The sequence below is a fragment of the Dyella sp. genome, from assembly GCF_051954575.1.
Lineage (GTDB): Bacteria > Pseudomonadota > Gammaproteobacteria > Xanthomonadales > Rhodanobacteraceae > Dyella_B.
Genome location: NZ_JBQCHP010000035.1, coordinates 15,298 through 40,483, shown reverse-complemented (window position 1 = coordinate 40,483; position 25,186 = coordinate 15,298). Strand labels below are relative to the sequence as shown.

The following is a 25,186-nucleotide window of genomic DNA, read 5'->3' as shown; positions in this document are numbered from 1 at the left end:
TAAGGCGCCCTCTTCCCGAAGGGGAGAGGGCGCCGTAGCACGCGGCACGTCCACTACCGTTACCGCTACAATTACCTTTCTTTAACCACGTTCCATAGGACTTACCCGTCATGTCGCAGCCCAGCTGGTTCACCGAAGCACACCAGGCTTCCGGTTCCTCCATCGGTTATCGCGTTGAAAAGCTGCTGCATGCCGAGAAAACGCCGTTCCAGACCATCGAGATCTACCAGACCACCGACTGGGGCAACCTGATGGTGATCGATGGCTGTGTGATGCTGACCAGCCGCGACAACTTCCTCTATCACGAGATGATGACCCACCCGGCGCTGTTCACCCATGCGCGCGCCAAGCGCGTGGTGATCATCGGCGGCGGCGACTGCGGCACGCTGCGCGAAGTGCTCAAGCACGAAGAAGTTGAGCACGCTGCGCAGGTGGAGATCGACGAGCGCGTCACGCGCCTGGCCGAGCAGTATTTCCCAGAGCTGTGCGAATCCAACAACGACCCGCGCGCGGAACTGTTGTTCATCGACGGCATCAAGTACATGGCCGAGGCGGAGCCCGAATCGCTGGACCTGATCATCGTCGACTCCACCGATCCGGTCGGTCCGGCCGAAGGCCTGTTCAACGCGGCCTTCTACACCAGCTGCTACAAAGCGCTGCGTCACGGCGGCATCCTGGTGCAGCAGAGCGAATCGCCGCTGGCGCACCTGGAGCTGATCAAATCGATGCGCGCCGCGATGCGGACGGCCGGCTTCAGCGCGGTGAAGACGCTGCCGTTCCCGCAACCGTGCTATCCCACCGGCTGGTGGAGCTGCACCATGTCGCGCAAGGGCGGCGACCTGGCCGGCTTCCGCGAGCGCGGCGCGCTCAGCAAGAATTTCCCTACCCGCTACTACAACGCCGAAGTGCACAAGGGTGCGCTGGCGGTGCCGGAATTCATGCGCGAGGCGCTTGGGGAGTAACGGGAATCGTCAATCGGGAATCGTAAATGGCCATTAACCGTGCGCTCTTGCGATTCCCGATTCTCGATTTTCGATTCCCGCCTAGAACAAACGGCTGCGCACCTTCGGCAGCACCACGATCACCAGCGTCGCCAGCGGACCGAACAGCAACGACAGCAGGAACCACAGCAGGCCGCTGCGGTTCTTGCCCTGCGCAAGACCGGCATTGATCAAGGCCAGGGTGCCCCATCCCACAAACCACGGGGCGTTCGCCTGGGTCAACATCGAAAACGACTCCACAGCTATCTCCTGCGTTCCTCGTGGGCGGCGGTCCTGCATGCTACAGGAGCTTGCGCAGCATGCCCAACGCACACATTCAGCGAAGAAGCCCGGCGTCTGCCGTTCAGAACCCTCTCAAACCCACGCAGTTATGCTGGCGGCTTTTATGACTTCACGGAGCAATGCCCATGCGCGGACCGCGCCTTATTGCCCTCATCCTGGCCGGCGCGTTGAGCGCGACGGCTGCGGCCGCCACACCTCAGGCCGGCCACCACAACACCGCCAAGGCGGCGGCTTCATCGCGTCAGGCAGCGCTGATCGCGTTTCAGACCGACCTTATTAATGTGCTGGTGCCCAGCGGCGATCCGGACCGCTTGCTGGCCGCCGCCCTGCTGGCCCGCCCGCTGCCGAACCCGAGCAAGCTGAACAACTTTCACGCCCTGATCGAGCGCGCCAGCCGCGCCGACGGCGCCGGCCCCGCCATCACCTGGGCGCGACTGGCCGATTGCAACGCCGACACCCAGTCCTGCCCCAACAGTGACGCGGTAACCCAGCTCACCCAGCAGGCGCCGGACAACGCGGCCGTGTGGCTGGTGAAGCTCAGCCAGGACGTCGGCACGCTGAAGAAAGACGACGCCCGCCAGGATCTGGCCAAGGCCGCATCCGCCAAGCTCTATGACGACTACAGCGGCGTCGCGCTGAAAGCATTGGCCAACGCCGCCACCATGCTGCCGCCGCCGGCCGCCACGCTCGATCCCAATTCCGACGCCGGCGCCAATGGCGTGCAGGTGCTGATCGCATACGGCTCCGCCGCCGGCATGCCACAGCCGGCCCTGCGCGACACTGCTACCTATTGCGAGGCGCAAGCGCCGAAAGACAGCACCGTCAAGGACGATTGCCTGAAGCTGGGCCAGCTCCTGGAATGGGGTTCCAGCCCGCTGGCCCGTTCGCTCGGCCTGCACCTGCGCGAAGTGCTCAACACCGACCCCGCCCAGCAACAGGATGCGCAGAACGCCCGCCGCAACCTGGTGTGGCAGGTGCAGAACTTCGCCCAGCTGTCCTTGCGCGCGCAGACCGACAAAGCCCAGGCGCAGCACTTGCTGGCCCTGGCTCGCAACGGTGGCACCCAGATGAGCCTGGTGCTGGCCGCCCTGCATGACGCCGGCATCGCGACCGATGCGCCGGCCGATTGGAAGCCGGGCTCCTGATCGGCCGTCAATCGGGAATCGTCAATCGCAAATAGGTAAAGCGCGCTCACTCGCTGCCTTGCCCCGCTTCGCTCTGGCGAATCCCGATTTCCAATTGACGATTTACGGCTCCCAACCAGCCAGCTACCCTTGACCCCACCTCAAGCCAACAGGGGTAGCTGATGCTTACGGTACTGGTAGCAAGCAGCAAAGGCGGCTGCGGCAAGAGCACGCTGGTGACCCAGCTCGCCTCGCATTGGGCGCAGGACGGCAAGCGCACCGCCATCGTCGATAGCGACCCGCAAGGCTCCAGCTATCGCTGGGCAAGCCTGCGTCCGGAGCATGTTCCCGGCGTGCTGGCGGTGGAAGGCGGACGCCGCGCGCTGGAAAAACTTCCCGAAGACACCGACCGCGTGCTGGTCGACACCGCGGCCGGCTCGCACGAGAAGGAACTGGAACCCTACCTCGAGCAGGCCAATGTGGTGCTGGTGCCAGTGCTGCCGTCGTCCTTCGATCTGCACGCCACGCTGAATTTCTTGCAGCACCTGCGCAGCATCGGCCGGATCAAGCGCGGCAAATTGCCGGTGGCGCTGGTGGGCAATCGCCTCAAGCCGTGGACGCACGCCAGCCAGGACGCCATCACGCAACTGGCCGAGCAATCGCCCTTTCCGGTGGTAGCACAATTGCGCGACACCCAGGCCTACGTGCTGCTGACCTCGCTGGGCAAGGGCATTTTCGATTACGGTTCCGAGCAAGTGCGCGGGCACCAGCAGGACTGGAACCCCCTGCTGCGCTGGATAAAACGCCAGCATTGACCGACCGCCGCCACGCTGAACCCAAACCTGCACCTGGAGCACTCACTGCCATGCACGAACTGATTCTGTTGCGACACGCCGAAGCCCAACCCGCCCCGCCCGGCGGCGAAGATGTGGTGCGTCGTCTCAGTGGCCGCGGCGAACAGGAAGCCCGCGACGCCGGTACATGGCTGAGGAAGCACGGCAAACGGCCCGATCGCGTGCTGTGTTCTCCATCGGAACGCACCTGCGCCACCGCGAACCTTGCGCTGTCCAAACTGGAACGCGCGCCAGAGATGAAAACCGCCTCGGAAATCTACAACGCCACACCCGGCGAGCTGCTGGCCTTGCTCGACCAGCACGCCGATGCGAACACCGTCATGCTGGTGGGCCACAACCCCGGCATCGAGCGGCTGGTCGCCCTGCTGGTGGAAGGGCGCTCCGACGAATTCCGCGGCATGCCGCCGGCCGGCCTGGCCGTGCTGCATCTGGACGATGGTCCGCTGGAGCCGGGCAACGCGCGACTGGATGCGTTCTGGTCGCCATGATGAAGGACGCCCTGGTCCAACCTGCGTAGGCGAAACGATGTTCAGAAGGTCCGCGGGCCACGTTGCCCGACGCGTGAGATACGGATGGCGACTGCTGGCTCTTGTGCTGCTGTTGCCATCACCGCTGTTTGCGGCGGCCGGCGCAACCGGCTACCGCATCAATCCTGAGGCTTCCCAAGCCACGTTCCAGGTTCGCCTGTTCTGGCTGGACAACGTCAACGGCCATTTCACGCACGTCAATGGCGACCTCGCACCCGGGCCGCATCCGGAAAGCTGGATCGTGAACGCCACCATACCGGTGGACAGCGTGGCGATGACGTCACCGCGCATGCGCAAAATGGTGCTGGCGCCCTCGTTCTTCGACGCCGAGCATCATCCGGTCATTCACTTCGTGTCCGATCCCGTCGCCCAATCCGAACTGATTGGCGGCGGCACCTTGACCGGTTATCTCACGCTGCGCGGCGTTACCGCGCCAATCCAGTTCGCGATGGAACCGGAACGTTGCGCGCAGTTGTCGTCCGCACCATGCAGGATTCAGCTGCGCGGCAACCTGCAGCGCAGCACCTTCGGCATGACCAGCAATCGCGTCGCCCTCTCCGACCGCGTCGACCTGAACCTCAGCATCACGCTTCAACGCGAAACACGCTGATCAGCGGCTATGATGGCGCCGCTCGATCGGCTGCTGCCTGCGGGTTTGCGTGGATCAGGAAAGTGAAAGCCATGTGGAAACATAAGCGTACGGCGGCGGGATGCGCCCACACGTTCGACGACGCGCGTGATGCGTCCGCGCGGGCGGCGCACATGCGTTGAACGGATCGGCCATGCACGCGCGCTGCAAACTTTTGCTGATCTTGCTGCTGGCCTCCCTGCTGCAGGGTTGCGCGCTGAGCCGCGCGCAGATCCGCCACGCCGATGCGGTGGTCGCCGCTAGCATCGATCGCCAGAGCACCTGCGCCACCGCCGACCATTGCCCAACACCATCGCCGCTGCTCGATACCGCGCAGAAAGTGCTGGCCGAATCCACGCCCGCCAGGCCGGTGCACGTCGTTACCCTGCTCGACGACAGCGAAGCCTCGCTGGCCGCGCGCATCAGCCTGATCCGCGCTGCGAAAACGTCGATCGACGTGCAGAGCTACATCTGGGACGAAGATGACCTCGGCCAGCTCGCGCTCAACGAACTCATCGCCGCGGCGCGGCGCGGCGTGCATGTGCGCATCCTTGCCGACCAGCTGTTCTCGTTCCAGGACCCGGCCATGCTCGCGCAACTGGCGCGGACCAGCCCCAACCTGGAAGTGCGCCTGTACAACCCCACCTTCCACGCCGCGCACACGCCGCCGCTGGAGTTCGCCGCCGGCGTGCTGTGCTGCTTCATGAAGTTCAACCAGCGCATGCACAACAAGGTGCTGGTGGTCGACGACACCATCGGCATCACCGGCGGGCGCAACTACCAGGATCGCTATTTCAACTGGGACAACGATTTCGACTACGTCGACCGCGACATCATGGTCGGCGGCCCCGCCGCACGCGAGATGGCCAAGGCCTTCAATCGGTTCTGGAACCACAAGCGCGCGGTACCGCTCACGCATCTGCGCGACGTCAATCGCCTGATCCTGCGCACCCCATCGCCGCCGCCGTGGCCGGCACCGCGCTACGTGTATCCCGCGCGCGTCGCCGCGGCGCAGGAGGAAGCGGAAAACCAGGCGTGGCTGGCCGAGCACGTCGCCAGCAACAGTCTCTATACCAGCAAGGTGGAGTATTTCAGCGACCTGCCAGCCAAGACCGAGCAACCCACGCGGCGCGAAGCGCGCGAGTACACCGCGCACTTGATGCGCATGGTCAGCAACGCGAAGAGGGAAGTGGTGCTGCAAACGCCGTACCTGGTGATGAGCCGGCGCGCGGAAAAGATTTTCAAGAACCTGCATCGGGAAGATCCTTCGCCGCAAATCATCGTATCCACCAATTCGCTGGCCTCCACCGACGCGTTTGCGGTGTATGCGGTGTCCTACAAGCACCGCAAGACCTATCTCACTCGCTACGGTTTCAACATTTACGAGCTGAAGCCGCGCGCCGAGCTGGCCAATGACGCCTACATGCAAGCCAATGTCGAGGATGAAGACGGCGGTGCGCCGCTCGTCGCCGGCGCATCCGGTTCGCGGCGCAAACGCTTTCCGGGCACCGAACGACACCCCGGCTTCTTCGGCAGCCAAGGCAGCCGCAATCGTCCCGCACCGCTCATCAGTCCAGGCCGGCGCTTCGGCCTGCATGCCAAGTCATTGATCATCGATGATGACTTAGGCATGGTCGGTTCGCACAATTTCGATCCGCGCTCCGACCACTACAACACCGAATCGGGCGTGATCGTGTACGACCAGCGCTTCGCCGCGCAATTGCGCGATTCCGTGCTCGAAGCCACCGAGCCCCAAAACGCCTGGGTGATTGCACCGCGCAAACCGGTGATCCCCGTGCTCGGCCAGATCAGCCAGTTCATCGGCGACATCTCCGCCAAGCTGCCGCTGTTCGATATCTGGCCGTTCCGCTACGCCACCAGCTACGACATGAAACCCGGCACCGATTGCCCGCCGATGCAGCCGGACAATCCTGATTTCAGCCGCTGCTACACGGCCGTGGGCGATTTCCCCGACGTGGCGATTTCAACCAAGTTGATTTACACGCGGTTGATTACCGCGTTCGGCGCCGGCGTAAAAGGCGTGCTGTAACTTGTAGGTTGGGGTGCAAACCCTAACACCGTGATCTTGATGGCATGGCGACGTTGGGTTCGCACCTTGATATATCCCCACGTTTTGCCTTGGAATCTCAGAAAAATCAGGCGGCTGCGTGCTGACCGATTAAATCAAAAGAATCATGACGTCATTCCGGCGAAAGCCGAGCAAAAACGTGGGAATACATCAGGGCTCGCACCCCAACCTACAGCATCTGCTCATACATAAAATAATGGCATTGCGCCATGCCAAGCTCGCGATACGTCTGCTGCGCCCGCACGTTCTCCGTTTCCACATACAAGCGCAAACCCACCGCACCCGCCTGCTTCGCACGCTGCGCCACGTCGCCATACAACGTACGGAACACGCCACCTCGCCGTGCCTCCGGCGCCACGTACACGCTCTGGATCCACCAGAAATCGCCGTTGCGCCAGTCGCTCCACTCATACGTCACCAGCAGGCAACCTACGGCCTGGCCATCGCGCTCGGCCATCAGATAAAACCCGCGCCGCGGTTCATCGAGCACTGCCGTTACGCCACGCAGCAACACCTGCGGATCCAGTCGCTTCTGTTCGGTTTCCCACGCCATCGCCACGTTCCATGCCGCAATGGCAGCGATGTCCTCGCGTTGCGCCGGACGGATCTTCAATGACGACACCGTATGCTCCTTTTTCATTCTGACTTGCGCCGCACGCGCGAGGCGCCCAGCTTGCGCGTGAGCGTATTGCGGCCCACACCCAGCGCTACCGCCGCATGCTGGCGATGCCCTTCGTTGGCGGCCAGGGCCGCTTCCATCAGTACGCGATCGAGCGTTTCGCGTGCGCGTGCGTGGATATCCGCCTCGCCGCGTTCCAGCGCGCGATCGGCCCAGTCGCGCAAGGCGTCTGTCCAATCGCCGCGTTGCGCATCGGTGGATTTGCCCAGGTCAGCCGGCAGGATTTCCGTCCCCGCGGCAATCACCGCCAGGCGCCTGCACAAGTTTTCCAGCTCGCGCACGTTGCCGGGAAAATCCCGCTGCGCGATGGCCTTCAGCGCCGCCTTGGAAAAGCGCTTGGCCGGAAGCTTCAGCTCCTGTATCGCGGTGGCCAGAAAGTGCTGCGCCAGCATCGGGATATCGCTGCGCCGCTGCCGCAACGGCGGCAGCTCGATGCGCACCACATCGAGTCGATGCTTGAGATCGGCGCGGAACTGCCCCGCGACGACGCGCGCATCCAAGTCCTGATGCGTGGCCGCCACGATGCGCACATTGCAGCGGATCAGCTCTCGCCCGCCGACACGATAGAACTCGCCACCTGCCAACACGCGCAACAAGCGCGTCTGCAGGATCAACGGCATGTCACCGATTTCATCCAGAAACAGCGTGCCGCCTTCGGCCTGCTCGAAACGCCCGGCCACGCGACGCGTGGCGCCGGTGAACGCGCCGGCTTCATGGCCGAACAATTCGCTTTCCAGCAACTCGCTGGGAATTGCCGCGGTGTTCAAGGCCACGAAAGGCTTGCCGCGCCGTGCACTCTCCTCATGCAAGGCGCGCGCGACCAGTTCCTTGCCGGTACCGGTTTCGCCGGTAATGAGCACGTTGAGATCGCTGGCGGCCACGCGGCCGATCAGCCGGAACACTTCGCGCATCGGCGCGCTCTCGCCCAGCAGCGCGTTCGCGGGAGCTAGCGTTACGGCAGACGCAGCTTCCGCATTCGGCACTTCGGCCAATGCGCGCTGCACCGACGCGAGCGCCTGGTCCAGGTCGAATGGCTTGGCGAGGTAATCCACCGCGCCCGCGCGATAGGCCGCCGCGGTGGTGGCTACATCCGTGTACGCGCTCATCACGATCACCGGCCCGATGCCCTGCGCGCGCAATTCATCCAGCAAGGCCAGCCCGCCATCGCCCGGCATGCGCACATCGGTGATCACCAGCGCCGGCGTCGCTTCCTGCAATGCCTTGCGCACGCTGCTTGTCTCTTCGAACTCGCGCACGTCCATGCCGGCATCACGCAGCGCTTCGGCCAGTACAAAGCGCACGCCGCGATCATCGTCGACGATCCAGATGCCCGCGCGGTTATCGGATTTAGCCATGGGCACGTCCCGTCGAGGCTGCCGCGCCCACACGTGGCGGCAAGGGTAGATAAAGCGAAAACACGGTTTCGCCCGGGCGGCTCGCGTAGCGCAATTCGCCGCCATGTTCGTGCGCGATTTCGCGCGACAAGGCCAACCCCAGGCCGGTGCCATCGGCGCGTCCGGACACCAGCGGTTCGAACAAGGTGTCGCGCAACGCCGCCGGCACGCCGGGGCCGTCGTCCATCACGTCCAGCCGCAAGGCGCTGCGAAACATGCGATCGCCCAGCCGCACGCCATGCTCGACGCGGCTGCGCAAAGTGAGCGTTTTAGCGCCAGCTTCGATCGCGTTACGCGCAAGATTCAGCAACACCTGCTGCAAGCGATCGGCGTCGCCTTCCACGTCTGGCAAGCTCGGGTCGTAATCCTGGCGCAGACGCGGCGGCGAAGGCTCCGCGCGAATCAGTCCGCCGACTCGTTCCATCAGCTGGTGCAGATTCACCAGCGCCAAATGGGGCGCGCCATCGTGATGCAGCAGGCGATTGGCCAGCACGGTAAGCCGGTCCGCCTCCTTGATCACCATGCCGGCCAGCGCTTGCATGTCCGGATCCTCCAGCCGGCGCTGCAGCAACTGCGCAGCGCCGCGCAAACCGGCCAGCGGATTCTTCACTTCGTGCGCAAAACCGCGCAGCGTCGCCGACAACGGCGACACGGTGGACGGCAGCTCCGCCACCGTGTGCACCTCGACCAGCAGATCGCCCCCTTCCAGCGGCTGCAAGGCCACATCCACCCGCTGCCCGCTTTGCACCCCCGGCAGCAGCAAGCCCCGGCACTGCACCGAACGCTGCTCCGCCAGGCTGCGCTCGGCCTGCGCCACCAGCCGCGGATCCTGCAACAAACCCAGCAGCGACTGCCCCTGCGCATGCCGCAACCCCAGCCCCAGCAACTCCGCCAGCGCCGAATTGATCCACTGCACCCGCAAGCCCCCATCGACCACCGCCAACCCGGTCGACATCTGCTCCACCCAGCTTCGGGACTGCTCGTTCATTGCACCATCATGGACAAAGCGCTGGCTTGGTGCAAATTGCTTGATGGCACAAGGAAGCTGGCCGGTTGTGTCGCATGGGCGTCACCGATTGCCGTATTGAGGCCCATTGACGGTGGCCGGGCGTGCGTGCGGGCCTTGATCCCTCGGTTGCATCCCCCCGCATCAATCAATACGAGCGCGGCAAGCACACGCCGGACACCAGTACGCTGACCAAGCTTGGGCAGGTCCTTGACGTGCCTGTTGCTTATTTTTTCGCGAGTGACGATGACTTGGCGGATCTGATCATGACTTTCCACCGGCTATCGCTGACGCGAAAGCGGCGACTCATGGCGCTGATTCAGCGCGCTAAGCCTTAAATGGCCCGGGATGTCCCGAAGGCTTTCAAATCTAACAAAATCTGGTGCGATCTAAGGAGAATCGCCTAGATTGGGTTTCCTTAGATAAGCGCGCTGAACGCTAGATCCGTGCTCGTGCATGAGCCTGTACGTAGCGCGCTCGGTCGAAGGATGACGATGCACTTGCGGCGCGCCGTCGATCGCCGGCGCGCCGCAAGTCGAAGCGTCTCAGGGCTGATGCCCCAATCTGATGATCATCTTCGGATGGCGTTCGCTTAAGGCCTTCAACGCGAGCAAACTCTTTCGTTCGCTATCCCGGTCGAACGTATAGCTTCCCGGTTCAACTCCATGCTCCCAGCCCCAGCGCGTGTGGCAAGCGTCGCCTGTGAGCAGCACAGGGCCTTCTGGTGTGCGTGCGAGATAGGAGACATGACCCGCGGTATGTCCCGGTGTCAGAATGGCAAATAGGGAGCCGTCGCCGAAAACATCGATTATCCCGTCAAATTTTCCATCCGGATCTTTCGTGAACTGAAACTCCTGGATGGCTGGCCGGCCTTCAAGGAACTGATCTTCCATCCCTGTGACGAAAAAGTTCTCAGCCTTCTTCTCCTCAGCTTCGCCGGGACCTGTGTAGAACGGAACATCTTTCGGAATGTCAGGCATGCCGGAGATATGGTCGAGATGGAGGTGGGTCATGAAGACTCCTTTGAGAGGAACGCCTTCCGATTTGATGGCCGACAGGGCATCTTCCCGAATCTGCATCTTCTGTATTTTTGCAAAGTGTCTTACCACCCAGCCGACCCCTACTCCCGCTGGATCATCCACCAGTTGCTTTGAAACCCCTGTGTCGACCATAAAAAATCCCTGCGTGGGATGCCGCAGGAGATGCGTATAGATTTGGATCGGCTCCTCGTGATCTTGGAGGCCGGCCTGGACGGCCTTTGGATCTTTCAGATTGATCAGTCCAGAAAGATCGGCAACCCAATCCGCGCTGGCGACCGTTTTGAGTTCAATCGGCCCGGGTTGATCGATCAAAACCTCCATTGCCGACGAGCTGATTGGCTTTCCGAGGTGAGAGGGAACAGATTGATGGGTCGATTGCGCACACGCGGAAAGCGCGGCGACGAGGAACATGAGGGCTGCTTTTCTAAGACCGATGCTTCTATTCGCACCAGTGACGCGTGCGTCAGGTGTGCTGCGCATGGTTTTCTCCGTTGAAAGTGGTGGGCAGAACCGATGCGCTAGATTAAGATTAACCGGAACGTCGATCCGGTTATGGAATATACGGAACACTGTTCCGCTTTACAAGAGGTGTGTAGTGAGCAAGGCGACTAAGCAATCCACCAGCAAAAAAGTAGCCCGTCCTGTGCGCGCAGACGCGCTACGGAACATCGATACCTTGCTGCGGACGGCATTGGCCGTTTTCGATGAATCGGGAGTTGACGCGCCAGTGCGCGAGATTGCACGGAAGGCCGGGGTGGGCGTCGGCACGATTTATCGCCACTTTCCACAGCGTTCTGACCTTGTAGTGGCCGCGCTGCGTAGTGAAGTAGACGCCTGCGCGGATGCCGGGACGGAGCTTGCGGCCACGGATAAGGCGGGCGTGGCCCTAGAAAAATGGGTCGAACGCTATGTGGAGTTCGTGACAAAAAGGCGCGGGCTCGCCGCCGCGCTCGGCTCAGGTGATCCCGCCTTCAAGGCTCTGCCAACGTATTTTCAGCAGCGACTCCTCCCTGTCGTTCACGAGCTGCTCGACGCGGCGATGGCGTCGGGCGAGATTCGGAAAGGAGTTCGCCCGCAGGAGCTATTGTGCGCGGTGGGAGCGCTCTGCGCCCCGCTTGAGTATGCAGAAGACCCACCCGATGCCCGAAAGTTGGTAGGTCTGTTTCTCGATGGCTTGCGTTACGGCGCGGCGTCCACAACTAAGGCCCTCTAAATTATGGCGATGTGGTACGAACGATCAGATCCGTCAGGCAGGCATACGGACACTGCGCATGAACATAGATGACTACGAGAGGCAGTATTTTCCGGTATACGAGGCGTTCGCCGCTACGGTGCAGTTCATTCTCAAGGTCGCCCTAGCTGCTGACCCACAACTTCCCCAGCCGCAGTCCATCCAATCTCGCGCAAAATCCGTAGAAAGCTTGCGCAAGCGGCTTGATGATGAAGGGAAGCTGGATTCACACACGCTTGAGCAGGATCGGCGTGATCTAGCCGGCGCCAGGATCATTTTCTATACCAATAATGATGTCGATCGGTTTCTTGCCTCAGTGTTGATACGCGACAATTTCGAGATAGAGGAAGACTCGCTCAAGGTTCATCACCCCACACCCGAAAATGATGGTGTTCGCTACCGCGGCATTCACTACACGATTCGGTTACGTGATGATCGCCTCCAACTGCCCGAATATGCCCGCTTTGCGGAACTGCGCTGCGAGATCCAGATACAGACCATTCTCAATCACGCTTGGTCCGAAACCTCACACGACATTATTTACAAAAATCGTTTGGGCGATGGCTTCGGTAAAAAGGCCATCGAGGGTATCACGCGGCGGTTCGAGCGGATCATGGATAAATACCTGATTCCAGCGGGTTACGAGATCCAAAAGGCGCAGCAAGACTACGAAAGAGTGCTCCGTGGCAAGCAGCTGTTCGATAGTGATCTCGTCACGTTGCTTAAGAACGCAAAAAACAACAACGAGCGTTACGACATCCTCTCTGGATTAAAGGACTATGCAATCCCTCACTACGATGATCTTCCGGCTGCATATGCGAGCTTGAAAGGGCCACTTTTAGATACGGTTCGCGCAGCTCGTGCCGACGAAGTCGTACCCATTGAAACCACCTTTGGAGCCATGAGAGGGATGCGCGCCGAAGATGTCACCAAGCTCGCAATCGATATTATCAGCGTCTTGCGCTATCAGGACGCCGTCGGCACGCTGATCCTTCTATTCGAGATGTACGCGAGCGAGCCGAGCGAACGCATTAAAGAAGAAATAACCAGTGTCGCCAGGCATCTTGGCGAGTACAACATCAACATTTACAACCAAGTCGGCCCCAGTTTGCAATTGGCTCTGATTGATCACATTGACGCCATGACCACTGCCGAAATTGATCGCGCCCGTTCTGTAGCTCTGGCCATTTGGTCAGAAGCCCTTAAGCCAGAAATTACGAGCCAGACATGGAAGGCCGACTCTATGATCCTTCGTTCCGGCACCGTGCCCGCGTCAGATCAGCTCAGGGAAGTGCGAACAAAGGCTATTCATGCGTTATTCGCAGCTTTCGACCGGTCAACCGACGACGATCAAAGACGGCTGGTTCTGTCGGCACTGGAAGAAGCAACGCGTGCGCACGGTCCCGCGGAACGGAGCGATGCGCTATTGGCCACCTCGCTTCAAGACACGATTCGCATTGTTGAGTTCTTAACTCAGCGCGCCACAGGAATGAGTTATGAGTTGCGTCAGCACTTGGAGCAAGCTCGCGTCCGAGACTACCACTGGGCAAAACACCTAGGCGAAGAGGGATCCCATACCCAACGCAAGCTTGCGGAAGAGCTAGCCACGGCGATCTTGAGATTCCGCGACTGCATCAATGGCGATGAGCGATTTGTCCGATACAAAGTGCTTGTGGGGTTTGAGTCGGTCTATCCAGTGCAGTGGGATGACCTCAACTTTGACTTCAACACGTCTGAGGAATATCGCAAGACCGAGTGCAGTCGCTATCTGGACGAGATTAACGCTGAAACCGAGGAAGAGTGGTTCGCACTGATCACGCGCTGCGCAGAGACCAAATCCAACGACCTAGCCACATTTCCTACTTTTACGGATTTTCTTGTTCAGTTGGCCCAGCGCAAGCCTGACGTCGCGCAGAGATTTTTGAACAAAGCAGGCCGAGACCTTCGCGGATTCCTAGCCGCGTTTCTCAACGGGTTGTTTGCCAGTAGTCAGCAGGACATCTACGAGAAAACATTAGCCGAGGAATTGGATTCTGGAGATAACTTGCCTGCTGTGGCGCGCCATCTCCGATATGGCAACGCTCGTAACCCCAGCGCCGCGCGATCGCTCCTAGATCGGTCCATAGCTATTCAAGATTCGTGGTCGGTTATGGAATGCTTGCTTCTCGCTATGCGGCATTGGGGTACGGACAGGGTGGCCGCGCCAGACATATATATGCGGGATGCTTTGAGTTATCTGACTGAACGGAAGGACGCTAGATGGGTATATCAGGCCTGGTTCTCTGCCGGTCGCGAATCATCGTTTTACGACAAGGTCCCCTCAGGTCTCGCCACCCAGATGCTGGAGAACATGGCGTACCTGCCCAAAATCAACCACCAAGTTGAGCAAATATTGACTCAACTGGCGAAACACCACCTCGAAGCGGTCTGGGATTACTTTGGCGAGCGTCTCCAGCATCAAGATCGCGATGGCGACGATGCCAAGAGTTTTGAGGCTGTGCCGTTCCAATTATTCGGTTTGGAGAAGGCACTCGCCAAAGATCCGGCGCTTGCGTTGGCTAGAGGGTTGGCATGGTTTCAGCGCGATGCAGGACTATTTGAGTTTCGCGGCGGCCGACTGCTGAGCGCAGCCTTTCCACGTGATGCCAACGACTTTTTTGTGGCCTTAGCTAATCTGGTCAAGACCGGCGGCGAGACCGAGGTTAAATTCGCCCTAGCCATTCTTCGAAATTATCACGGCGAGGCTTTTACCCACAGTGTTTTAAAAGAGATTGTTTTCCTGTTTCCAAAGAACAGGGCACTGCATAGTGCAGTACGGGCCTGCATCGAAAGCTTTGGCATAGCTCATGGGGAGCACGGCGTGGCAGATGCTTGGAGGGCTAGACGGAATTTGCTTGATGATTGGCTGAAGGATTCACGCCAAGCAGTGGTTGCGTTCGCCGAGCGAGAAATCGCCACTCTCACCCGTATGATCACTGACGAAGAACGTCGAGCAGAGTCTGATAAACGGCTGCGTGACATGAAATATGATGATCAGCCCGATAGTGACGATGATAACAATTAGGTTGGATATCATCCGAATAGTTGACGAGAGCGAGCCGTATGATTCAGTACATTGCTGAGGCGCAGGGGCTTTGGTATGAGGGTAGCGGTTCGTGGCTGCGCCGGGTCCAAGGCAACCCTATGATTCTTTCTCTGTCAGTGGTGGGCGAAGCGCGCACCGGGGAATTGTTATTTCACGAGGATTATTTCAACTCGGCAACGCGGATTCGGCGTGGCCGAGTATTCAAGAAAGACAATACACGGAACTCCTGGGAGGCAAATTGCGTCGCTCGTTTCCCTCATCGCGATTTGAAGAATGCGGCCAATCGCTTCGATGTGAATCGCGCGTACAGGGCCGCCGGCATCCAGCTTAAGTCAGGAGTGGAAATCGAGCTGGGTGATCAGGGAAGCGGTTCCCGATGGATAGTTGTTCTTTCGGAACGCATCGACCTCCATGAGCAATGCCTCACGCTTAAGTCCAAGACGCTGTTCGGAGTCCTTCCCGAACTTATTCCTGACAGGATTCCAGATTCCAATAGGCATGATGTCATGGGTTCGCTGGATGCTGTTGTGGAGGCAGCCTCGGTGCTGGCCCCTCAGGCCGTGATCGATGCCTGCCGAATTGCTGCTTCTTATGTGATCAGCGCCAAGTTTCCCGATTCGAACCCGGAGGGTAAACAAGATCTTGGTAAGTTGGTGAAATACCTCGGTCGCGAAGACAAACGAGCACTTGCCGATGCCGGTGATCTGATCAATTCGCTGCATAGCCGCGCGAAAGCCAATGCGGCCGCCAGTTATGGTACCCGCCCCGTCTCTCGCCAGGATGCGGGGTTGGCAGTGGGCGCACTTACGTTTTTGCTTCAGGATGCCGAGTGGGCTGTCAACGAATAGCCTTGCAGAACCAGCGACGGGAACAGAAGCGACGACAGCACCAGAATTGGTGACAGCCTAAAACAGAATACTCGACAGCATTTAACAGCGACAGCGATAGTTAAACCCAGTACCACCATCTGCAGCCAGTTTGGGTCACCATGGACGGCTGATCAGATCAAAACAAGTGTGTTTGGCAATCCTGTCGCCAAACGGCAAAAGCCTCAGCTAACCGTGTCGTTTGCCAACAAAAGCATCTGACCCTGTCGCGAGCCTACATATTCCAGGGGCAGTGACCCCGCCAAACGCATGATTTTCATTAACTTCAGGGCGGCGACACGGTTACCTGATCCCGACAGATTGGCGCTTCACTCGTCGACGTTAGCGCCGGCGCTTGAAGTCGCGTTGACGGCTACTCACTCGTCTGATCCACTCGTTCGTGGAAACGCCTTGCTAAGCTTTGGCCATCTGGCTCGGCGGTTTGGGGAAATTCCGCGCGATCCGGTCTATGACCTGGTCGTGCGAGGGCTGGCAGATCCTGACTCACATGTGCGTGACAAGCAGATGCGGCGGCTGATGATCTGGAACAGTTCTTGGGCTGGAACGTGGAAAGGCCGTGAGGTCCGATTTCGACCCAAAGCGGTCGCTCTAAGGAATCTCTGAAGATCTTTCTTCATGCACGAGCAGGCGTCATGGCCATCAGCTGGCGCCTAACCATCCACAGGTTCGACAGCGCAAACATGTCTTGATCTGCGCCTATCGGACATCCAATAGAGATTTCAGCCCGCCAAGTTTTAGAGCCGCCGCGAATCGATCAGTTCCGCCTTAAGCCGGGACTGTCTTTATGTAGTCGATGAATGCGCGCAACGCAGGAGGAACCAGGCGGCGCCCGGAGTAGTAAAGAAACGGCCCCGAAAACGACTGCCACCAGTCTGAAAGCACCGGCTCCAAACGTCCGCTTTCAAAGTGAGGACGAAGCCAGTCCTCGAACAAATGGATTATTCCAATGCCCGCGATCGCGGCCTCCACGCCAAGGTCGGTGGCGCCCCCGACCCTCACGACAAGCCGGCTTTGTGGGTCGACCCGGAACACTTCGTCATTTCGCTCATATTCCCATGGCGTCGCGAGCGCGCCGCCGACGTAGCGACCGACAATGCACGCGTGCCCGAGCAGCTCGCGCGGATGCGTCGGTCGACCGTGCTTATCCAAATATCCCGGCGCCGCGGCGGTCGCATAACGCTGCACTCGAGGACCAATCGGCACGGCGATCATGTCCTGCTCGAGTCGTTCGTCGTGGCGAATGCCTGCGTCATTGCCCAGTGCGAGCACGTCAACCAGATGGTCGTCGGCATCGATCTCCACACGTACATCGGGATAGGCCGCCATGAACCCGGGCAGGATGGCTGGCAGGATCAGCCGTGCCGCACTGACCGGCACGTTCAACCGCAGTGTGCCCATGGGGTGCCCGCTCAGGCCTTCCAACATTTGAAGCGCGGCGTCGACTTCACCGAGCGCCGGCCTGAGGCGTGTGAGCAAAAGAGCACCTACTTCAGTAGGCGTGACGCTGCGGGTGGTGCGGTGGAGAAGCCGCAGGCCCAATCGCCCTTCGAGGCGTTTCACTGCATCGCTAAGCGTTGAGGCGCTGACGCCGGCCTCGCGCGCAGCGTCCCGAAAGCCGCCGGCCTCCGCCACCGCGATGAAGGCATTGAGCTCCGTTAAGTCAGGGCGCATTGTTCGGCCTCCCGTACGGGCCGTCCGGATTGACGGTATTTAACCGTGCAATCGTAGCTACCAAGATGTGCGTCCACAACACGGCGACAGGTAGCCACACATGCAAGCGAGCGAACGATTGGGTGACCTTGGCGGGCAATTCTCCCCAGCGGATCACCCCAGCAATCGCACCACGGACCGCGTGGCCATCGCGTCGAACATTGGCTCGATTGTGCAAGCAGGTGTCCATGCCTGATTGGGCGCCACCACCCCTCTGAGGAAAAGAAATGAAAGCGATGATTTACCGCCACCACGGCGAGCCCAGCAACGTGCTGGCGTTGCACGATTCGCGCGAGATCCCGGCACCTGGATCTGGAGAAGTTTTAGTAAAAGTGCGTCGACGCATGGTGCATCCAATCGACGACCTCATGATCCGTGGGATCATTCCCCTCCCCATTCCGGAGTCTGGCCTGGTGCCGGGAGGGGATGGCGTCGGAACGATCGAGGCCGTGGGCCCGGGGGTGAAGCTCTCTTCAGGCATCGCGGTGGGCGCGCGGGTCGGATTGTTCGATGCGCACGGCACGTGGTCGGAACGCGTCATCGTTCCTGCAGCGGATCTCATTCCCATCCCCGATGACGTGAGTGACGAAGCCGCTTGCCAGGTGATGATCAATGGCATCACCGCCGCTACGCTGCTGCGCGAAGCCGCCGCCTCGCGAGGTGCTGCCGGTGAAGGGGCTCCGCTCCTGGTGACGGCGGCCGGGTCCAGCGTCGGTCGCAACCTGATCGCGCTTGCCAAAATGCGTGGGCTTAAGATCATCGCAACGGTCCGCAGCAAACCATCCGCCGATGTGCTCTCGGCAACTTTTCCCGGTATTACGGTGATCGATACGTCGGACAGCGATTGGAAAGAGCGAGCGAGGGCTGTCTACGGCGCTGCACCGAGCGTCGCCATTGACCCTATCGGCGGCGCAATGATTGCCGATCTTCTCGACGTTCTAGCGGACCGTGGCACGCTCCTGACCTATGGGGGCATGGACCATTCCCCGTCAACAGTGTCGAGCATTGCATTGACGGTGCGTGGATTGACCATAAAGGGCATCAACACGCCGGTTGCTGTCGCAGATCTCTCTGCCGACCAACGCGTGGATGATCTCAATGACATCTTCGACATGGTTCGCGCCAATGCATCGAGCCTTGCTGACTATCGGATGGTTCCGCTCACGGATGCTGTCAAAGCCCTATCCGCGGCTCAGGAAACGCCAAGGCGTGGCGCTGTGTTGCTGACCTCAGAGGCTTGATTCAATCATGAGCGAGCGAGTCAGCGTGCGGCTGGCTCGTTTAGCCCAGTTCACTTTTCGAGTACACCGAGGAGTGCTTCGATGAAACAACTTTTTCCCGACTTGTGGGAAACGCGAGAAGAGCATCCATTCCACGGCGTCACCACGCATGCCTACCTTCTGACTCAGGATGGCGGTAACGCACTCTTCTACAGCACGGGCATCCGCGAAGAACTGAATGAGATCCAGCGCCTGGGAGGAATTTCTCGGCAATACCTAAGCCATCGCGATGAGGCGGGGCCGCCGTTGGCCACTATCAAAGAGATGTTCGAAAGCCAGCTCTGCTGCCATGCCTTGGAAGTGAAGGCTATTGGCAAGTACAGCAAGATCGACGTCGTGTTTGATGACCAAAGTCTGGAGCCGGACAACGTTGAAGTCATTCCAACACCGGGCCACACCGCAGGCAGTACCTGCTTTGTCTTCCAGTCACCCTACGGTCTGCGATATCTCTTCACTGGCGACCTCATCTTTCCCGAAGATGACGGCTGGGGAACGCTCGTCCAATGGTCTGCTGGGGGGCGAAAGAAGGCTTTGGGCGAGAGCCTGATGAAACTCCGCGAGGTTCGTCCTGACGTTGTCATTTCGAGCGCCTCCGTGCGAAGAAACGCGGTGCAGTCCGTCACAGGCGATCAGTGGCGGTCCGTAGTCGATCAGGTCGTCGCACGTCTGTAAGTTTTGCTTCCTGCCTTGGAGGCGTGCGTGCTCTGCAGTCGAACTGAGCAAACAGTCGGCGTAATCGCTCATATCAAAAAACCGCGTAGCGGAGCAACGACGCTTGTGTTCGGTGGTCGGCTGATCTTTCACGCTCGCCAAAGCGCGGAAATGCCTCAATCGCAATTCAATCCGCATACGCGATGCATCTATTGCCATCTCAGTACCGCTGGTCGCACTGCACGAAAAATCTCCAGATCGGAACCCATATAAGCCAAATCAGGCCTAGAGTCGAGTCGATAGCTGAGCATCTAGCGCGGCTCGCGCGCGGTGGCCTGCATCCGGACCGGCATGAGCCGCAAGCACTTCGACAACTTGCTGCAGCTGAGCAGCACTAATGCCCACGTTCATACTGATACGTATATGTGCCTGCAGCTGAGGCGCCACACCGGGCAAAGTGGCCAGAGCTGCAACCGTGGCCAGTTCCCGACTCTGCCAATCGAGGTTGTCTCGCGCAAAGATGTCGCCGAAGAGATGGGTCTTCAAAAAGAGGTCAACGGCCGGCGCAAACTCGAACAATGCGCCTGTTACAGGTGCGCCGGAAAGCTTTGTCTGGTTTGCGGTGCCGATTTCCAGCAAGGCAGCGCCTTGAACAACGGGATTTGGCTCGCGGCCCGGCGCGTCGGTGACGCCCGCATCCTTGCGCGCCTGAAGCAGCTTCATCAACTGGGTCAGCGCATTGATGCTGCGCGGAAACCCTGTATACGCGTAGAGCTGCACGAGGACTTCCTTGCAGTCACTGACGGATAAGCCCGCATCAAGACCCTGTCTGAGGGCGTCATTCAAACGCTCTAAGTCGCCCACCGCAGTGAATGCGGCGATGGGCACGAGAGCCTTCTGTTTCGGGGAAAGGGTGGTTTCGGCAGTCATGATGAAATTCGTAGATGTGATGGGATGTGGCAGAAAGATCAAACCATGCGGGGTCAATAAGCTATGTGTCACCACGAAGCTGACAAGACAACTGCCAACCTAGGCCAAACGTCGAGAACGCCAGGTCAATAGTCGGCGAAAAGCCCGCGTAGTAAGGCTGGCGTCCCGCCATCTGTGGAATCTGTGGATGTAAGCAGAGGTACATTGAGTTCGGCCGCACACGCAAACGTCGCTTCGAACATCTCATCATCGAGATGCTTGTTACCGACTCGTCCGTAGAGAATGGCACCCAAGGCACCCAGCTCGGTCACCGCTCGACTCAACTCACGTGCCGCTGCATCAGCGCTGGCGAAAGGCAGCGAGGCAAGCGCTCGGAAGCGCGATGGATGGCGTTGCACGACCTCTGCGAGGCGATCATTGACACGCCTCGCCAGATCGACGCCATGTTCACCGAGATTGTTCAGCCCAGGTGTCGTCAGCAATAGCACCTGCATATCGATGCCCGTTTCATCCATCAGCGCCAGGCGCTTTTCGCCGAGGTCGGCCAAACGTTCGGCAATGGCGGGGGCATTGAGCATTAGCGTGCCGTCATCAGCACCAGGAAGCGTTGTCCACGCTTGCCTGATCTCACCCGGTAGCACATGTTCTTCGATTCCCACCATCTTCATGGTCAGGCTCTCTAAGGCGACTGAGTCGTTTTCACCGGAACTGCGTGTGCTGGTGCGCTGTAGTCATGATCGTGGGAAACGTTGCGCGACTGACTGCACTGATCGATATCGCCGATTGGCCTTACGGGCAATCGGATCATGAAACTGTGCTGGGTGATGCCAATGCTGGAGGAAGTGCAAGACATGTTTCGCGCCCCTCTAATGCCCGGAAAAGCGCAGCATAGCGTCCGGATACCGAGCACCCTGAACGACAATATTGGCCTGCTCGATCTCATCGAGATCCGCCTGATCGAGCGTCACGTTGAGCGCGCCGATGTTCTCTTCGAAGCGCTGAAGCTTTCGCGTCCCAAACAACGGCACGATCCACGGCTTCTGTGCCAACAGCCAAGCTAGCGCCACCTGCGCCGGCGTTGCCCGATGTTTTTCACCCATCTTGCGGATGAGATCGACCAGCTTTTGATTGGCGATGCGTGCTTCTTCCGAAAAGCGCGGCGTCTGCGCGCGGATATCCGACGTGTCGAATACCGTGCTGGCATCGATCGTCCCCGTCAGGAATCCCTTGCCGAGTGGGCTATACGGCACTAGGCCAACGCCCAGCTCCTCAAGCGTCGGAATAACTTCCGCTTCCGGCTCTCGCGTCCATAGCGAATACTCGCTCTGCAAGGCCGCGAGCGGCTGCACGGCGTGCGCGCGACGGATCGAACCCACACTCGCCTCGGACATGCCGAACCATCGCACCTTGCCCTCCGCGATCAAATCTTTGACCGTGCCGGCGACATCTTCCATTGGCACGTCGGGGTCAACGCGGTGCTGGTAGTAGAGATCGATATGATCAGTGCGAAGCCGGCGCAGGCTTCCTTCGATGGAGCGGCGGATCTGCGCAGGTTTGCTGTTCACGCCACCCCGGTGCTCGCCTGTTTCCTGATCGATGTCCCAACCGAACTTGGTCGCGATCTTGACCTTGTCCCGCACTGGCGCGAGTGCATCGCCCACCATCTCTTCGTTCGTCCAGGGGCCATAGACTTCGGCGGTATCAAAGAAGTCCATGCCGCGTTCGACGGCAGTACGGATAAGGCGAATCATCTCGTTTCGATCAGGCAGGTTCCGCGCCTTGCCGTAGCCCATGGCCCCGAGCGACAACGCCGATACTTCAAGACCCTGGCCAAGTTTGCGCTTGATCATGTCGTAGTTCCTGTCTTGGCGTCACGCGGCGCGATGCGAATCGAAGCCACCTTTCACGGCCAGCTCAGTGGCTAACGCCGGTTTTGAGTCGCGCAACCACGGCCTCGCCGACGCCATGCGCCGAAGCCGGGTTCTGCCCCGTTACAAGGCGGCCGTCGACCACGACGTTTTCGCTCCAGTTGGGTGCAGGCTGATGCAGCGCTCCGCGCTGCTTTAGCGTCGTGGCTAATAGATAAGGCACCACGTGGGTGTACTTGACCTCGGCCTCTTCCTCGTCGGTGAAGCAGGCGATGCGCTTGCCGGCCACGAGGTGCTTGCCATCGGAAAGCGTGGCGTTCACCAGCGCGGCCGGACCGTGGCACACCGCCGAGACGATGCCGCCGGCTTCCCAGATTTTGCGGATAACGTTCTGCACGGCCTCGCTATCGGCGAAATCCCACATGGTGCCGTGGCCACCGGCGAAGAAGACCGCCGAATAGCCGGACGGGTCGAGCTCGCCGAGCACCCGGGAATGAGCGAGCATTTCGCGAAAGGTCTTGTCCTTCCAGAAGCGGGCATTGACCGGATCGGAGAGGTCGAAGAAATCGATCGGCGGATGGCCGCCCCGGATCGAAGCGATCTCCACCGGGATGCCGGCCTTTTCGAATACATCCAGCGGATGGGTCAGCTCGACCATCGCGAAGCCGGTCGGCTCACCGGAATCGCCGCGGATCGGATGGCTGGTGACCACGCACAGTATGGGCTTGATAGCAGCGGGCATTATCCAGGTTCCTCAGGCTGTCAGGGAGGCCATGTCGATCACGAAGCGGTACTTCACGTCGCTCTTCAACATGCGCTCGTAGGCTTCGTTGATGTTCTGGATAGGGATGGTCTCGATGTCCGCGACGATGCGGTGCGCCGCGCAGAAGTCGAGCATCTCCTGGGTTTCGCGCATCCCGCCGATGAAGGATCCGGAGATTGCCCGGCGCCCGCGCACGGCGGCGCCGGCGTTCACCGGATGGCTCAAAGGCCCCATGTAACCGACCAGCACGAGCACGCCTTCGATGGCCAGGGTCGGCATGTAGGGATTGATGTCGTGGTCGTAGGGCACCGTGTCGACGATCAGGTCGAAGCGGCCCGCGACGGCTTTCATCTGTTCCGGCTCGCTGGACAGCACGACATGGTCGGCGCCGAGCCGGAACGCATCGTCTTCCTTGCCGGCCGAGCGCGTGAATAGCGTGACGTCGGCGCCGAGCGCCTTCGTCAGCTTCAACGCCATGTGGCCGAGGCCACCCAGGCCAACGACGGCCACTCTGCTGCCCTTGCCGACATGCCAGCGCCGCAGCGGCGACCAGGTCGTGATGCCGGCGCAGAGCAGCGGCGCCGCGCCGGCCGGATCGAGCCCGTCGGGCACCGACAGCACGAACCTATCGCGCACGACGATGGCGTCGGCATAGCCGCCGTAAGTGGGGCTGCCGTCCTGCCGGTCGGTGCTGCCGTACGAGAAGGTCGCGCCCTCCAGACAGTCCTGCTCCCAGCCCTTGAGGCAAGGCTGGCAGTGCTGGCAGGAATCCACCATACAGCCGACGCCGACCACGTCGCCTGCCTTGAAGCGCGTCACAGCCGCGCCGACCTGCCGCACGCGTCCGATGATCTCGTGGCCGGGCACGATCGGATACGTGGTGAAGCCGCCATGGTTGCGCGCCATATGCAGATCGGTGTGGCAGACACCGCAGTAAAGGATGTCGATCACCACGTCGTCCGGCCGCGGCGCGCGGCGCTCGAAAGCGAAGCGCTCGAGCGGAGCCGTGGCCGATAAAGCCGCGAAGCCCGTTGCATGCATGAGTGAGGAACCTAGTCGTGTGTTATGTGCGTGGGCCTTCCTGCGCATGACAAGAAGCGCGGGTCGGCGATCAGGGCCGGTCTCTCAGGCGCCAGTCGAAGCAAACAGGGCTTCCCAGTTGGCGAACGGACCCAACGGAATCACCTCCCAGCCGATCAAGCCGGCCCGGGCCAGCGGGAATTCGGCGAGGGCCTTCTTCGCGGCTTCGACAGACTCGGCTTCCGCGATGATGGCAACGCCTGGCCGGTTCTGGCGGAAGTAGATGTCGCGGATCAAGCCGCCCTTGTACATCTGCCAGCTATGGCGTACCTCGTCCTGCATATGGGGCTGATACTTTTCCGGGCTCGCTCCCGGCTGAGGCACATCGAGGCAGAGCAGCTTCATGGTCTGATTCCTTAGGTGGTGAGAGATAGGATTCACGCGGGCTGAAACCGGCGGGCGGTCTGGACGACACGGCGTCCGAGATACTGGGCCGTCGACAGATCACTGGCCGGGGGCGCTGCTTCGGGTGGCTGGTCTACGTTGGCGTGGGTCATGACGCCCAGCCAGCTTCCCAACCGATTCAAGTCATCGGGGCTGGAGGTGCTGCTGTTATTGCCGGGCATCAGGTCGAGACCGACCCAGATCATTCCGTGCTGTGCGGCGAACAGAGCCATGGAGACAAGCGAATTGAGCTTGTCTCCGTGCTGCGCTCCGGAGTTGGTGAAACCGGCGGCGAGCTTGTTGCGCCACTTGAGTTCCGTCCAGGCGGCTTTGGTGGAGTCCTCGAAGAACTGTTTGAGCCTGGCGCTGATCATGCCGTTGTAGGTCGGCGAGCCGAAAATGATTGCGTCGCTTTGCTCCAGCGTCGACCAATCGATGCCATCTGCGACAGCGAAAACCCTGACATCCGCGCCCGAGACCTGCCGGGCTCCTTCGGCGACTGCCTCGGCGACTCGCGCGGTATGGCCATAGCCGCTGTCGTAGACGATTGAAATCAACATCCAGGATCCTCGTGTTTCTGACTGAATGGCTCGTTTTTGCTCGGCCAACGTCGGCGGCGTGTATCTCAAGGGCGGCGTATGAAAATTTGCTGCCCAGGGACTATAAAGTAGAATTTGCAGAAGCACGGGTGGA

Annotated in this window: 25 protein-coding genes; 12 read left to right on the top strand and 13 right to left on the bottom strand. The window is 60.4% G+C overall.

All coding sequences use genetic code 11. The features are described 5' to 3' along the window. Positions 1–110: 110 nt before the first annotated feature. Complete coding sequence (gene speE / locus ACTHNE_RS05305) at positions 111–962, top strand: polyamine aminopropyltransferase (protein ID WP_324939260.1); 852 nt, start codon at positions 111–113, stop codon at positions 960–962. 81 nt (positions 963–1,043) lie between these two features. On the opposite strand, the gene ACTHNE_RS05300 is transcribed toward speE, so the two are convergent. Further along, entirely contained in the window at positions 1,044–1,226 is a 183-nt protein-coding gene (locus ACTHNE_RS05300) for an antitermination protein NusB (protein WP_324939263.1), read from the bottom strand. A 182-nt stretch (positions 1,227–1,408) separates the two neighbouring features. Here ACTHNE_RS05300 and ACTHNE_RS05295 point away from each other — a divergent pair, with 182 nt between their 5' ends. The 5 genes from ACTHNE_RS05295 (at position 1,409) to ACTHNE_RS05275 (ending at position 6,466) form a co-directional block, all read left to right on the top strand. Then, complete coding sequence (locus ACTHNE_RS05295) at positions 1,409–2,428, top strand: hypothetical protein (protein WP_440268702.1); 1,020 nt, start codon at positions 1,409–1,411, stop codon at positions 2,426–2,428. A 161-nt stretch (positions 2,429–2,589) separates the two neighbouring features. Further along, positions 2,590–3,222 (top strand): nucleotide-binding protein, encoded by a 633-nt coding sequence (locus ACTHNE_RS05290; RefSeq protein ID WP_324939269.1) that lies wholly within the window; start codon positions 2,590–2,592, stop codon positions 3,220–3,222. A gap of 50 nt (positions 3,223–3,272) precedes the next feature. Next, the gene (locus tag ACTHNE_RS05285) at positions 3,273–3,749 is read left to right on the top strand and encodes a SixA phosphatase family protein (protein WP_324939272.1); all 477 of its coding nucleotides are present in this window, start codon (positions 3,273–3,275) and stop codon (positions 3,747–3,749) included. Between the two features lie 73 nt (positions 3,750–3,822). Beyond that, positions 3,823–4,398 carry a YceI family protein gene (locus ACTHNE_RS05280; protein WP_324939275.1) on the top strand — a complete coding sequence of 192 codons (576 nt, stop codon included), beginning with the start codon at positions 3,823–3,825 and terminating at the stop codon, positions 4,396–4,398. Between the two features lie 172 nt (positions 4,399–4,570). After that, complete coding sequence (locus tag ACTHNE_RS05275) at positions 4,571–6,466, top strand: phospholipase D-like domain-containing protein (protein WP_440268701.1); 1,896 nt, start codon at positions 4,571–4,573, stop codon at positions 6,464–6,466. Between the two features lie 208 nt (positions 6,467–6,674). Here the strand turns inward: ACTHNE_RS05275 and ACTHNE_RS05270 are convergent, their stop codons facing one another. From ACTHNE_RS05270 to ACTHNE_RS05260, 3 genes are read right to left on the bottom strand one after another with little or no spacing between them, the layout of a single operon-like run. Further along, on the bottom strand, positions 6,675–7,127 hold the full coding sequence (locus ACTHNE_RS05270; RefSeq protein WP_440268700.1) for an N-acetyltransferase family protein: 453 nt from the start codon (positions 7,125–7,127) through the stop codon (positions 6,675–6,677). 14 nt (positions 7,128–7,141) lie between these two features. Beyond that, the gene (ntrC, locus tag ACTHNE_RS05265; RefSeq protein ID WP_440268699.1) at positions 7,142–8,539 is read right to left on the bottom strand and encodes a nitrogen regulation protein NR(I); all 1,398 of its coding nucleotides are present in this window, start codon (positions 8,537–8,539) and stop codon (positions 7,142–7,144) included. Beyond that, entirely contained in the window at positions 8,532–9,566 is a 1,035-nt protein-coding gene (locus ACTHNE_RS05260; RefSeq protein WP_440268698.1) for a two-component system sensor histidine kinase NtrB, read from the bottom strand. Before ACTHNE_RS05260 ends, ntrC begins: the two co-directional genes overlap by 8 nt. Before the next feature lie 122 nt (positions 9,567–9,688). Between ACTHNE_RS05260 and ACTHNE_RS05255 the strand changes: the two genes are divergently transcribed. Beyond that, the gene (locus tag ACTHNE_RS05255; RefSeq protein ID WP_440268697.1) at positions 9,689–9,922 is read left to right on the top strand and encodes a helix-turn-helix domain-containing protein; all 234 of its coding nucleotides are present in this window, start codon (positions 9,689–9,691) and stop codon (positions 9,920–9,922) included. Positions 9,923–10,129: 207 nt separating this feature from the next. On the opposite strand, the gene ACTHNE_RS05250 is transcribed toward ACTHNE_RS05255, so the two are convergent. Continuing rightward, the gene (locus ACTHNE_RS05250) at positions 10,130–11,104 is read right to left on the bottom strand and encodes an MBL fold metallo-hydrolase (protein ID WP_440268696.1); all 975 of its coding nucleotides are present in this window, start codon (positions 11,102–11,104) and stop codon (positions 10,130–10,132) included. A gap of 115 nt (positions 11,105–11,219) precedes the next feature. On the opposite strand from ACTHNE_RS05250, the gene ACTHNE_RS05245 reads away from it, so the two are divergent. The 3 genes from ACTHNE_RS05245 to ACTHNE_RS05235 are packed head-to-tail and all read left to right on the top strand — an operon-like array spanning position 11,220 to position 15,788. Beyond that, entirely contained in the window at positions 11,220–11,837 is a 618-nt protein-coding gene (locus ACTHNE_RS05245) for a TetR/AcrR family transcriptional regulator (protein WP_440268695.1), read from the top strand. 58 nt (positions 11,838–11,895) lie between these two features. Next, a complete protein-coding gene (locus ACTHNE_RS05240) occupies positions 11,896–14,919 on the top strand; it encodes a GTP pyrophosphokinase (protein ID WP_440268694.1) in 3,024 nt (1,007 codons plus the stop codon). A gap of 38 nt (positions 14,920–14,957) precedes the next feature. Then, entirely contained in the window at positions 14,958–15,788 is an 831-nt protein-coding gene (locus ACTHNE_RS05235; protein WP_440268693.1) for a hypothetical protein, read from the top strand. 804 nt (positions 15,789–16,592) lie between these two features. On the opposite strand, the gene ACTHNE_RS05230 is transcribed toward ACTHNE_RS05235, so the two are convergent. Next, positions 16,593–17,498 (bottom strand): LysR substrate-binding domain-containing protein, encoded by a 906-nt coding sequence (locus ACTHNE_RS05230; protein ID WP_440268692.1) that lies wholly within the window; start codon positions 17,496–17,498, stop codon positions 16,593–16,595. 266 nt (positions 17,499–17,764) lie between these two features. Between ACTHNE_RS05230 and ACTHNE_RS05225 the strand changes: the two genes are divergently transcribed. Beyond that, positions 17,765–18,778 (top strand): zinc-binding dehydrogenase, encoded by a 1,014-nt coding sequence (locus tag ACTHNE_RS05225; RefSeq protein ID WP_440268691.1) that lies wholly within the window; start codon positions 17,765–17,767, stop codon positions 18,776–18,778. Between the two features lie 81 nt (positions 18,779–18,859). Continuing rightward, complete coding sequence (locus ACTHNE_RS05220; RefSeq protein WP_440268690.1) at positions 18,860–19,489, top strand: MBL fold metallo-hydrolase; 630 nt, start codon at positions 18,860–18,862, stop codon at positions 19,487–19,489. Positions 19,490–19,753: 264 nt separating this feature from the next. On the opposite strand, the gene ACTHNE_RS05215 is transcribed toward ACTHNE_RS05220, so the two are convergent. From ACTHNE_RS05215 to ACTHNE_RS05185, 7 genes are all read right to left on the bottom strand, one after another. Next, entirely contained in the window at positions 19,754–20,470 is a 717-nt protein-coding gene (locus ACTHNE_RS05215; protein WP_440268712.1) for a carboxymuconolactone decarboxylase family protein, read from the bottom strand. 53 nt (positions 20,471–20,523) lie between these two features. Continuing rightward, positions 20,524–21,066 carry an amidohydrolase family protein gene (locus tag ACTHNE_RS05210; protein WP_324946424.1) on the bottom strand — a complete coding sequence of 181 codons (543 nt, stop codon included), beginning with the start codon at positions 21,064–21,066 and terminating at the stop codon, positions 20,524–20,526. A gap of 198 nt (positions 21,067–21,264) precedes the next feature. Further along, positions 21,265–22,248 carry an aldo/keto reductase gene (locus tag ACTHNE_RS05205; RefSeq protein ID WP_324946422.1) on the bottom strand — a complete coding sequence of 328 codons (984 nt, stop codon included), beginning with the start codon at positions 22,246–22,248 and terminating at the stop codon, positions 21,265–21,267. Between the two features lie 64 nt (positions 22,249–22,312). Then, positions 22,313–22,978: a type 1 glutamine amidotransferase domain-containing protein gene (locus tag ACTHNE_RS05200; RefSeq protein ID WP_440268689.1), complete on the bottom strand. Its 666-nt coding sequence runs from the start codon at positions 22,976–22,978 to the stop codon at positions 22,313–22,315. 42 nt (positions 22,979–23,020) lie between these two features. Then, positions 23,021–24,070, bottom strand: a complete 1,050-nt coding sequence (locus ACTHNE_RS05195; RefSeq protein ID WP_440268688.1) for an NAD(P)-dependent alcohol dehydrogenase — start codon at positions 24,068–24,070, stop codon at positions 23,021–23,023. An 84-nt stretch (positions 24,071–24,154) separates the two neighbouring features. Continuing rightward, positions 24,155–24,454 (bottom strand): superoxide dismutase, encoded by a 300-nt coding sequence (locus ACTHNE_RS05190; RefSeq protein WP_440268687.1) that lies wholly within the window; start codon positions 24,452–24,454, stop codon positions 24,155–24,157. A gap of 32 nt (positions 24,455–24,486) precedes the next feature. Further along, the gene (locus tag ACTHNE_RS05185; protein WP_440268686.1) at positions 24,487–25,053 is read right to left on the bottom strand and encodes a flavodoxin family protein; all 567 of its coding nucleotides are present in this window, start codon (positions 25,051–25,053) and stop codon (positions 24,487–24,489) included. Positions 25,054–25,186 lie beyond the last annotated feature (133 nt).